Origin of the sequence: Dissulfurispira sp. (assembly GCF_036745535.1) — a bacterium.
Taxonomy (GTDB): Bacteria; Nitrospirota; Thermodesulfovibrionia; order Thermodesulfovibrionales; family Dissulfurispiraceae; genus Dissulfurispira.
In genome coordinates this window covers 1-2,145 of record NZ_DAIOFX010000154.1, presented here as the reverse complement: position 1 = coordinate 2,145, position 2,145 = coordinate 1, and the positions used below count along the sequence as shown (strand labels likewise).

Here is a 2,145-nt window from a genome sequence, read left to right as displayed (position 1 = left end):
CTCCCGAGACAGGCGTTATTATTATGACTGCCTATGCCGATGTCAAGACCGCGGTCCAGGCTATCAAGGACGGCGCCTTTGATTATATTACAAAACCATTTTCTAATGAAGAGCTCCTCATAACTATCGAGCGATTCCTGAAATTCAGGAATCTTGAGGCTGAATTAAGCCGCCTGAAGGAATCCGTAAGCGAGCGGGTCGGCTTTGAAAACCTCGTAGGCGTAAGCCCTTCCATGAAAGACGTCTTTGACCGCATATCATCCATAGCAAAAACAGACGTGCCTGTTCTCATTCAGGGGGAAAGCGGTACAGGGAAAGAGCTTGTGGCAAATGCAATCCACAACCTCAGTCTCAGAAAGGATAAGCCCTGTACAAAGATAAACTGCGCAGCGATACCGGAGAATCTTTTTGAATCCGAGCTTTTCGGACACGAAAAAGGTGCATTCACAGGGGCAACAGAGGCGAGGAAGGGAAAATTCGAAATTACAGATAGCGGCAGCATATTCTTTGACGAAATAGGGGACATGCCGCTTGGACTTCAGGCAAAACTCCTGCGGGTTATTGAAGACCAGACCGTTACACGCCTTGGAGGAAACGATCCTATTAAGGTAAACGTGAGAGGGATTTATGCAACGAGCAAAAACCTAAAGGATTGCATAGCATCGGGGACATTCAGGGAGGACCTCTTCTACAGGATAAATGTTGTACCCATACTAATTCCACCTTTAAGGAAACGGAGGGAGGATATCCCATATCTGATAGAGCATTTCCTGAAATATTTTGGAGAAAAATACTCAAAGCCCGAACTAAAGGTTGCACCGTCTGCCTATGAAGCCTTAATGTCTTACAACTATCCAGGGAATGTGCGTGAGCTGAAGCATGCTATAGAGCGGGCGGTTTTGTTCTCAAAAAATGGATTGATAGACCTGAAGAACCTCCCCGATGAATTTTTAGCTCCAAAAACAGAAAATATGCTTCCTGCCGATGACTTATCCCTTCAGAAAAGCGTAATGTCCATGGAAAAGCAGATTATAACCAATGCCCTCAAAGAAAGCGGTGGCAAAAAAATAGAGGCTGCAAAGAAACTTGGAATAAGCAGAAAGGTCCTATGGAAGAAGTTGAAGAAATACAGCATAGAATAAGCCCATTCGGGAACACTCTCCCCTCTAAGTGTTCCCCTTCTGGAACATCCATTCACAACATTCCTAAAATTTCCTTATAAAACAATAGCCTTTTAAATGGCATTGCAATTGCACTAAAAATTGCATGCTATATTTTAATGCAAACCCCCCTTTTACATAGTTCAGGCCTGAATTGAGGCATAATTGCGGCATCGTCTTTTCTTAATTTAAAGCAAAGAAAGGAGTGAAAAATGAAGATATTGGTTGCACATGATGGGTCGGATTACTCAAACAAGGCGTTGAAGAAAGGGGCTAATATGGCGCAAAGGGAGAATGCCTCTTTACTTGTAGTAAATGCCGTGCCAGACCTCGGCTTTACCGACGAATTGGGCGATGACTATACCAGAACCCTTTATAGTACCTTGATGGATGAGGCAGAAAAACTGATGAAAGGAATAAGGGATGACCTTTCGAAGTCCGTATCTGATATAAGGACAGTGGTCAAATTTGGAAGTCCTGCTGAAATTATTATCGATACTGCCAAAAACGAAAATGTTGATTTGATTGTCATCGGTTCCCATGGCAAGCATGGTGCAAAAAAGTTCTATCTCGGCAGCGTATCCTCAAAGGTTGTCAGCCACGCTCCATGCGATGTCCTTGTCGTGAAATGATATTCAGACAAAAGCATGATGTTAGGAGGTGAGAAGACAGAATGAAACAGGTTTTGATAGTTGCAGGGGTATTCCTTGCATTGGCTGTAATAATAAGCTTTGTTTTATAACCAAAAAATAATCAAGGAGGTAAAAGGCATGAACGGAGAAAAAAGGTCGCCTGCAGCATTGATTATAGGCATTATCCTGCTCATTTACGCTATTGTTCTCAAGCGTCACGAGGCAGCAGCGATACCCGGTTTCCTTGCAGAGCTTGCGGCTACTCTCAAGACGAGCAAAACAATAGACACGCAGGTCGGTGTTGGAATGTGGGCAGGAATAATAGTCTCTTTATTCGGGATATGGAATCTTGT

Annotated in this window: 3 protein-coding genes; all 3 read left to right on the top strand. The window is 43.5% G+C overall.

The genetic code is table 11. The annotated features are described in order from the left end of the window. The coding region (locus V7L97_RS12335; RefSeq protein WP_333656421.1) for a sigma-54 dependent transcriptional regulator at positions 1-1,142 on the top strand (1,142 nt) is incomplete at its 5' end. Positions 1,143-1,372: 230 nt separating this feature from the next. Continuing rightward, complete coding sequence (locus tag V7L97_RS12330; RefSeq protein WP_333656419.1) at positions 1,373-1,792, top strand: universal stress protein; 420 nt, start codon at positions 1,373-1,375, stop codon at positions 1,790-1,792. Between the two features lie 138 nt (positions 1,793-1,930). Beyond that, the coding region (locus V7L97_RS12325; RefSeq protein ID WP_333656417.1) for a hypothetical protein at positions 1,931-2,145 on the top strand (215 nt) is incomplete at its 3' end.